Here is a 1,145-nt window from a genome sequence, read left to right on the forward strand (position 1 = left end):
AAAGAAAATGGCATCCAAAGCGTGGCAATGGAAAGCACAGGCACGTATTGGCAAGCACTGTATGCCGTTTTACTCAATGATGGTTTTCAGGTAATTCTTTGTAATGGAAAATTTACCAAAAACATCAAAGGCCGAAAAACCGATGTACAAGACTGCCAATGGATACAAAAATTACATTCCATCGGTCTTTTATCGGGTAGTTTTTTACCCGATTTACAAACCGAACAGCTTCGCACCTATTGCCGTCACAGAGCCAGCTTAATAGATGTTGCAGCCGACACGAGCAAGAAAATGCAAAAGTATCTAAGGCTTTTAAATCTACGACTAGATGTAATTGTAAAAGACATTTGTGGTTTGACAGGATTAAAAATAATTGAAGCCATCTGCAATGGAGAAACCAATCCCGAAAAATTAGCTGAATTACGCAACGGAAATTGCAAAAAATCCGAACAAGAAATGGCAAAAGCGCTCGAAACCAATGGCAGAAAGGATTATCTTTTTGGATTGAAACAAGAATACAAAATGTACAAAAACCTTCAAATTCAAATCAAAGAATGCGATATCGAAATTGAACAAATACTCCAAGAGCAAATTGACAATGACCACAACAAAAAACAACACTACACCGATCCAAAAATTCACAAAAGAGTCAATAAAAACACCCCGAAAAATATAGACCTAAATTTAATGGGGTATCAATATTTTGAAGGAGTCGATTTATTAAAAATAGAGGGGTTTAGCCATCAAACCCTACTGACATTAATGAGTGAAGTGGGTTTAGAAGGAATCAAAAAATTTAGTACTGCCAAGCAATTTGCCAGTTGGCTCAGACTTACACCAAACAATAAAATAAGTGGTGGAAAAGTACTCAGCAGTAGAATTCCAAAAGGAAGTAATCGCCTAAAAATTGCTCTCAGAAATGCTGCTAATGCAATAGGAAATTTAAAAGAATCAACTCCGCTGAGAGATTTTTTTCATCGAATTAATTTCCGAAAAGGAAGAGTCTCAGCCATAAGTGCAACTGCTCGAAAACTTGGAGTAATCATTTGGAATATGGTTGTAAAAAACATCCCTTACCATAATCCAAAAGAATACTTATATTTGGATGAAAAAAGAAAACTAGCCGTTCAAAAAAGATTGCAAAA

The 1,145-nt window shown here is 35.7% G+C and carries 1 protein-coding gene; it reads left to right on the top strand.

Annotated elements, in window-relative coordinates:
• Positions 1-27 precede the first annotated feature (27 nt).
• Positions 28-1,145, top strand: a 1,118-nt coding sequence (locus FPG59_RS16230) for an IS110 family transposase (protein ID WP_217875966.1), incomplete at its 3' end; no start/stop codon positions are given.

It is taken from the genome of Flavobacterium sp. FPG59 (assembly GCF_002150205.1).
GTDB lineage: Bacteria > Bacteroidota > Bacteroidia > Flavobacteriales > Flavobacteriaceae > Flavobacterium.